Here is a 7,198-nt window from a genome sequence, read left to right as displayed (position 1 = left end):
TGCCGAAAACCGCGTAACTCGTTGAATCTCAAGGAGTTTTCCGTTTCGACTGCGCCGGAAGTGGGGCGAATTATAGACCTGTAGAATCTGCCGTCAACAGTTATTTTCATAAATCTGTCATATCGGTCAGAAAAGCCCATAAAAGCAAAGGCCGGCCCCAAGGGGCCGGCCTTTATCGCTTCACTCTTACAGGCTAGGGAAGGCGAACTGCGAGGCTTCGTGGCTGGCGCGTTGCGGCCAGCGCTGGGTGATCGCCTTGCGACGGGTATAGAAACGCACACCATCGGGACCGTAGGCATGCAGGTCACCGAACAGTGAACGCTTCCAGCCACCGAAGCTGTGATAGGCCACAGGTACCGGCAGCGGCACGTTGACGCCCACCATGCCCACTTCGATCTCGTCGCAGAACAGACGTGCCGCTTCACCGTCACGGGTAAAGATGCAGGTACCGTTGCCGTACTCGTGATCGTTGATCAGTTGCATGGCCTCCTCCAGGCTGTTGACCCGGACGATGCACAGCACCGGCCCGAAGATCTCTTCCTTATAGATGCGCATCTGCGGGGTAACGCGGTCGAACAGGCAGCCACCGAGGAAGAAGCCGTCTTCATGACCGGCCACGCTCAGGCCACGACCGTCCACCACCAGTTGCGCACCTGCGGCCACGCCGTCTTCTACATAACCACTGACCTTGTCACGCGCCTGGGCGGTAACCAGCGGCCCCATGTCCAGGCCACAGGAAGTACCGGCACCAATCTTCAGCGCCTTGATCTGTGGCACCAGCTTGGCCACCAGTGCATCGGCCACCTGGTCGCCCACGCACACGGCTACCGAGATCGCCATGCACCGCTCACCGCATGAACCGTAGGCCGCGCCCATCAACGCACTGACGGCGTTATCCAGATCGGCATCCGGCATCAGCACCGCGTGGTTCTTCGCCCCGCCCAGAGCCTGAACGCGCTTGCCGCGCTTGGTGCCTTCGGCATAGATGTACTCGGCAATCGGCGTCGAACCGACAAAACTCAGCGCCTTGACTTCCGGTGCCTCGATCAGCGCGTCCACCGCAGTTTTGTCACCGTGCACCACGTTCAGCACGCCCTTGGGCAGGCCGGCTTCATGCAGCAGCTCGGCAATCAGCAGGGTCGAGCTTGGATCACGCTCAGAAGGCTTGAGGATGAAGCAGTTGCCACAGGCGATCGCCAGCGGATACATCCACAGCGGCACCATGGCCGGGAAGTTGAACGGGGTAATGCCGGCCACTACGCCCAGCGGCTGGAAGTCGGACCAGGCGTCGATGTTCGGGCCCACGTTACGGCTGTACTCGCCCTTGAGGATTTCCGGCGCGGCGCAGGCGTATTCCACGTTCTCGATACCGCGCTTCAATTCGCCAGCAGCATCTTCCAGGGTCTTGCCGTGCTCTTCGCTGATCAGTTTGGCAATACGGGCTTCGTTCTGCTCCAGCAATTGCTTGAAGCGGAACATCACCTGGGCGCGCTTGGCCGGTGGCGTATTGCGCCAGGCCGGGAATGCCGACTTGGCCGAGTCGATGGCTTGCTGGATGGTTTCACGGCTGGCCAGCGGCACTTTATGGATCGCCTGACCGGTGGACGGGTTGAATACGTCGGCGCTGCGACCGTTGTCGCTTACCAGCTCACCGTGGATCAGGTGTTGAATCAGACTCATGCGGGGACTCCTGAAAGAGGGAAGGCGCAGGCGCGAAACACTTCGCGCCCGCTTCTATATAAGAAGGATCGAATCAGTCGAGCTTGCTCAGCACTTCGCCAACCGCGTCGAACAGGCGATCGAGGTCCTGCGGCTTGCTGTTGAAGGTTGGGCCGAACTGCAGGGTGTCGCCGCCGAAGCGCACATAGAAGCCGGCTTTCCACAACGCCATGCCAGCCTCGAACGGACGCACGATGGCATCGCCATCACGGGGTGCAATCTGGATCGCGCCAGCCAGGCCGAAGTTACGGATGTCGATCACGTTCTTCGTGCCCTTGATGCCGTGCAGTGCATTCTCGAAATGCGGGGCAACCTCGGCCACGCTCTGCACCAGGTTTTCCTTCTGCAGCAGGTCCAGTGCCGCCAGGCCCGCAGCGCACGCCACCGGGTGCGCCGAGTAGGTGTAGCCGTGGGGGAATTCCACCGCGTACTCGGGTGTCGCCTGGTTCATGAAGGTCTGATAGATCTCGGAGCTGGCAATCACCGCGCCCATGGGGATCGCGCCGTTGGTGACCTGCTTGGCCACGCACATCAGATCCGGCGTCACGCCGAAGCTGTCAGCGCCGAACATGGCACCGGTACGGCCGAAGCCGGTGATCACTTCGTCGAACACCAGCAGGATGTTGTGCTGGTCGCAGATTTCCCGCAGGCGCTTGAGGTAACCCTGTGGCGGCACCAGCACGCCAGCGGAGCCGGCCAGAGGCTCGACGAAGACCGCGGCAATGTTGGAAGCGTCATGCAGTTCGATCAGTTTCAGCAGCTCATCGGCCAGAGCGATACCGCCCTGCTCCGGCATGCCACGGGAATAAGCGTTGCTGGCCAGCAGGGTATGGGGCAGGTGATCGACATCCATCATCGCCTGGCCGAACAACTTGCGGTTGCCGTTGACGCCACCGAGGCTGGTGCCGGCGATATTCACCCCGTGGTAGCCACGGGCACGGCCGATCATCTTGGTCTTGGTCGACTGGCCTTTCAGGCGCCAGTAGGCGCGCACCATCTTCACTGCGGTATCGGCGCACTCGGAGCCGGAGTCAGTGAAGAACACGTGGTTCAGGTTGCCCGGGGTCAGGTCGGTGATCTTCTCGGCCAGCTGGAACGACAGCGGGTGGCCGTATTGGAAGCCCGGGGAATAGTCCAGGGTGCCCAACTGCTTGGCGACCGCTTCCTGGATCTCCTTGCGCGAGTGACCGGCACCGCAGGTCCACAGACCGGACAGCGAGTCATAGATCTTGCGGCCCTTGTCGTCCACCAACCAGCTGCCTTCGGCGCCGACGATCAGGCGCGGGTCGCGCTGGAAGTTGCGGTTGGCGGTGTAGGGCATCCAGTGAGCGTCGAGCTTGAGCTGGCTGGCCAGGGACTGAGGGGCGGTTTCCGGCATGTTCATGAGCAAAACCTCGCAAGGCAATGAAGCGGCGTAGGAATGAAAAGCGTTGTTGCAGCTAAGTTGCCACGGCTATAAAGTCGGTGAAATCCAACTTTAATAACCTTCAGTCTGGCATCCACTAAACTATGAGCAGCCGTCGAGCCGACCCGCTGGCGCAAGTCAGCGACTTTGATATCCGCCTGCTGCGGATCTTTCGCAGCGTGGTGGAGTGCGGTGGTTTCTCCGCCGCGGAAACCGTGCTCGGCATCGGCCGCTCGGCCATCAGCCAGCAGATGAGCGACCTGGAGCAACGGGTCGGCCTGCGCCTGTGCCAGCGCGGGCGCGCCGGGTTCTCCCTGACCGAGGAGGGCCGCGAGGTCTATCAGTCGACCCTGCAGCTGCTCAGTGCCCTGGAAAGCTTCCGTACCGAGGTCAACGGCCTGCACCGCCACCTGCGCGGCGAATTGATCATCGGCCTCACAGACAACCTGGTGACCCTGCCCCACATGCGCATCACCCACGCCCTGGCGCAATTGAAGGAGCGTGGCCCGGACGTGCAGATCCAGATCCGCATGATCGCCCCCAACGAAGTCGAGCAAGGGGTGCTCGACGGCCGCCTGCATGTCGGCGTAGTGCCCCAGGCCAGTGCCCTGCCCGGCCTGGAATACCAGCCGCTGTATGACGAACGCTCGCTGCTGTACTGCGCAGTGGGCCACCCGCTGTTCTATGTGGATGACCGGCAACTGGACGACCAGCGCCTCAACGACCAGGACGCCATCGCCCCGACCTTTCGCCTGCCGGCCGAGATCCAGGCCCACTACCAGGCGCTGAATTGCACCGCCAGCGCATCCGACCGGGAAGGCATGGCGTTCCTGATTCTCACCGGCCGCTACATCGGCTACCTGCCGGACCACTACGCCAGCCTCTGGGTGCAGCAGGGCCGGTTGCGTGCCCTCAAGCCCAAGTCACGCTTCTACGACCTGAGCCTGGCATCGGTCACGCGCAAGGGCCGGCGCCCTCATTTGGTGCTCGAAAGCTTTCTGGAGAGCCTGGCGGCAACCCGCTAGAGCGTCTCCACTCACCAACAAGGCCCGGTATTCAAAGGCCCGCACCGCAAAACAGACAAAATAACCTGAGCACCTGGACAGCTTTTTGCAAAGACCTCGGCACCTTGAACCCTAGCCCGAGCTCCATGCCATGCAGCCAGATGCTTCCCGCCCCAGCGAACTGATCTACGGCCTCGACGACCGCCCGCAACCGCTGCCCGCGCTGCTGGCGGCCCTGCAGCATGTGCTGGCCAGCTTTGTCGGCATCATCACCCCACCACTGGTGATTGGTTCGGCCCTGAGCCTTTCGGCGTACCTGCCGTACCTGATCAGCATGGCGCTGATGGTCTCCGGGGTCGGCACCTTTATCCAGGCCCGGCGCCCCTGGGGCATCGGGGCCGGCATGATCTGCCTGCAAGGCACCAGCTTCGCCTTCCTCGGCGCCGTACTGTCGGCGGGGTTCCTGGTCAAGCAACGGGGCGGCAGCCCGGAAGACATCCTGGCGATGATCTTCGGCGTGTGTTTCTTCGGCGCGCTGGTGCAGATCGTCCTCAGCCGCTTTATCGGCCGACTGCGCCGGGTGATCACCCCGTTGGTGACCGGCATCGTCATTACCCTGATCGGCATCAGCCTGATCAAGGTCGGCATCACCGACCTGGGCGGCGGCTTCAATGCCGCGGACTTCGGCGCCCCGGGCAATCTCGGCCTGGGCCTGCTGGTGCTGCTGACCATCATTCTGCTCAACCGCAGCAACACCCCGTGGGTGCGCCTCAGCGCCATCATCATCGGCCTGGCCCTGGGCAGCCTGGCGGCCTGGTTCAGCGGCAAGCTGGTGCCCCAGCCGTTGCCGGACCTGCCGTTGATCAGTCTGCCGCTGCCCTTCAGGTACGGCTTCAGTTTCGACTGGAGCGCCTTTATCCCCGTAGCCCTGATCTACCTGATCAGCACCCTGGAAACCGTGGGAGATCTGACCGCCAACTGCATGCTGGCGCGCCAGCCCATCAGCGGCCCTTCCTATATAAGCCGGCTCAAGGGCGGGGTCCTGGGGGACGGCGTCAGTTGCATGATCGCCGCCACCTTCAGCGCCTTCCCCAACACCACCTTCGCCCAGAACAACGGGGTGATTCAGTTGACCGGTGTGGCCAGCCGCTTCGTCGGCCTGTACATCGGCCTGATCCTGTTCTGCCTGGGCCTGTTCCCGCTGATCGGCGCGCTGCTGCAACAGATCCCCAAGCCGGTACTCGGCGGTGCCACCCTGGTGATGTTTGGCAGCGTCGCCGCAGCCGGGGTACGGATCCTCGCCCAGGCCCCGCTGGACCGGCGCAGCATGCTGATCATCGCCACTTCGTTCGGCGTCGGCCTGGGCATCGCCGCGCAACCGAACCTGCTGCACCTGCTGCCCAAGGTGGTGCAGAACCTGTTCGATTCGGCGATCACCAGCGGCGGCCTCACCGCCTTGCTGATGAGCCTGCTGTTGCCGGAAAGCAAGGGCGCGGCGAATGACGCAAATCCGATTCCGGAAAACGACACCCTCAAGGCCCACTGAGGCTTTTGTAGCGCCAAGGCTTGTCTGATCCACGTGGGTGCGCTATCAACGCACAGGTTGCACCCACAGACTTGCTCGGAAACCTCCATGACCTTTGAAGTCCCCGCCCACAGCGCTCCTCACCCCGGCAAACCCGCCAGCCGCATTCGGCAGAAGAATGAAGAGGCCATCCTCCAGGCCGCCGAGGACGAGTTCGCCCGTCACGGTTTCAAAGGCACCAGCATGAACACCATCGCGCAGAAGGCCGGCCTGCCCAAAGCCAACCTGCACTACTACTTCACCAACAAGCTGGGGCTGTACATCGCGGTGCTGAGCAACATCCTCGAACTCTGGGACAGCACCTTCAACACCCTCACCGCCGAAGATGATCCGGCCGAAGCCCTGACCCGCTACATCCGCGCCAAGATGGAATTCTCCCGCCGCCAGCCGCAAGCCTCGCGGATCTTCGCCATGGAGATCATCAGCGGTGGCGAGTGCCTGAGCGAGTATTTCAGCCAGGACTACCGCGCCTGGTTCCAGGGCCGCGCCGCGGTGTTCCAGGCCTGGATCGACGCCGGCAAGATGGACCCGGTAGACCCGGTGCACCTGATCTTCCTGCTGTGGGGCAGCACCCAGCACTATGCCGATTTCGCCACCCAGATCTGCCGCGTCACCGGGCGCACCCGGCTGACCAAGCAGGACATGGAAGACGCCGGCAACAACCTGATCCGCATCATCCTCAAAGGCTGTGGCCTGACACCTGCACTGAAAGACTGACCCCCATGCCCTTTACCCTGGCCGGCCTTTGCGAATACCGCGAGGAAATTCGCAAAAGCCGCTTCATCACCTTTGCCGCGCCCATCAGCAGCGCGGCCGAGGCCCAAGCCTTCATCCAGCAGTACAGCGACCTCAACGCTTCGCATAACTGCTGGGCGTGGAAACTCGCCGACCAGTACCGCAGCAACGACGACGGTGAACCCGGCGGCACCGCCGGGCGACCGATCCTCGCGGCCATCGAGGCCCAGGACTGCGACCAGGTGGCGGTGCTGGTGATCCGTTGGTACGGCGGCATCCAGCTGGGCACCGGCGGCCTGGCCCGGGCCTATGGCGGCGGCGCCAACAAGTGCCTGCAAGGCGCCGAGCGCATCGCCCTGGTCAACCGCGTACCGCTGCGTTGCGCCTGCAGCTTCAGCGAACTGGCGCTGGTCAAGCTGCGGGTTGCCGAACTGGGTGGGCTGCTGGTCCAGGAAGACTTCACCGCCAACGGCGTAGAGCTGCAACTGGCCCTGGGCGAAGAGCAGATCGATACCCTGCAGCAACAGCTGGCGGACCTCAGCCGCGGGCGCATCCTTTTGCAGCGCTGAAGGCACCAACCCGGCCCGGACCACCCTGTGCATAACCCGCAAGGGCCCCGGGCACTTGCCCACATCTACTGTGCACCCGACTGTGGATAAGCTGAGCACATAGCGCTGTAACCCTTCTGCAACGTGGCTTTGCGGGCTTTGTTCATTTTTTGTCCAAAGCGTCCCCAGGAAGCTTTTTTCC

At 63.0% G+C, this 7,198-nt stretch carries 6 protein-coding genes; 4 read left to right on the top strand and 2 right to left on the bottom strand.

The features are described 5' to 3' along the window. Positions 1 to 186: 186 nt before the first annotated feature. Both AC1RMG_RS26600 and aptA read right to left on the bottom strand, forming a co-directional pair. Positions 187 to 1,680, bottom strand: a complete 1,494-nt coding sequence (locus AC1RMG_RS26600) for a CoA-acylating methylmalonate-semialdehyde dehydrogenase (RefSeq protein ID WP_011059103.1) — start codon at positions 1,678 to 1,680, stop codon at positions 187 to 189. A gap of 73 nt (positions 1,681 to 1,753) precedes the next feature. Then, positions 1,754 to 3,103 carry an omega-aminotransferase AptA gene (aptA, locus tag AC1RMG_RS26595; RefSeq protein WP_011059102.1) on the bottom strand — a complete coding sequence of 450 codons (1,350 nt, stop codon included), beginning with the start codon at positions 3,101 to 3,103 and terminating at the stop codon, positions 1,754 to 1,756. 125 nt (positions 3,104 to 3,228) lie between these two features. Between aptA and AC1RMG_RS26590 the strand changes: the two genes are divergently transcribed. From AC1RMG_RS26590 to AC1RMG_RS26575, 4 genes are all read left to right on the top strand, one after another. Then, complete coding sequence (locus AC1RMG_RS26590) at positions 3,229 to 4,149, top strand: LysR family transcriptional regulator (RefSeq protein ID WP_011059101.1); 921 nt, start codon at positions 3,229 to 3,231, stop codon at positions 4,147 to 4,149. Positions 4,150 to 4,279: 130 nt separating this feature from the next. Continuing rightward, entirely contained in the window at positions 4,280 to 5,674 is a 1,395-nt protein-coding gene (locus AC1RMG_RS26585) for a uracil-xanthine permease family protein (RefSeq protein ID WP_493170606.1), read from the top strand. Positions 5,675 to 5,761: 87 nt separating this feature from the next. Further along, a complete protein-coding gene (locus tag AC1RMG_RS26580) occupies positions 5,762 to 6,430 on the top strand; it encodes a TetR/AcrR family transcriptional regulator (RefSeq protein WP_011059099.1) in 669 nt (222 codons plus the stop codon). A gap of 5 nt (positions 6,431 to 6,435) precedes the next feature. Next, positions 6,436 to 7,017, top strand: coding sequence for an IMPACT family protein (locus AC1RMG_RS26575; protein ID WP_019092788.1), 582 nt, complete (start codon positions 6,436 to 6,438; stop codon positions 7,015 to 7,017). The last annotated feature ends 181 nt before the right edge of the window (positions 7,018 to 7,198 follow it).

This window comes from Pseudomonas sp. GW822-FHT04H02, assembly GCF_058800645.1.
Note: the sequence above shows the minus strand (reverse complement) of the source record. Positions and strands in the feature narration are given on the sequence as shown.

Coding starts and splice junctions, on each gene's coding strand:
- AC1RMG_RS26600 (WP_011059103.1), bottom strand. CDS start 1,680: ATGAGTCTGATTCAACACCTGATCCACGGTGAGCTGGTAAGCGACAAC.
- aptA (WP_011059102.1), bottom strand. CDS start 3,103: ATGAACATGCCGGAAACCGCCCCTCAGTCCCTGGCCAGCCAGCTCAAG.
- AC1RMG_RS26590 (WP_011059101.1), top strand. CDS start 3,229: ATGAGCAGCCGTCGAGCCGACCCGCTGGCGCAAGTCAGCGACTTTGAT.
- AC1RMG_RS26585 (WP_493170606.1), top strand. CDS start 4,280: ATGCAGCCAGATGCTTCCCGCCCCAGCGAACTGATCTACGGCCTCGAC.
- AC1RMG_RS26580 (WP_011059099.1), top strand. CDS start 5,762: ATGACCTTTGAAGTCCCCGCCCACAGCGCTCCTCACCCCGGCAAACCC.
- AC1RMG_RS26575 (WP_019092788.1), top strand. CDS start 6,436: ATGCCCTTTACCCTGGCCGGCCTTTGCGAATACCGCGAGGAAATTCGC.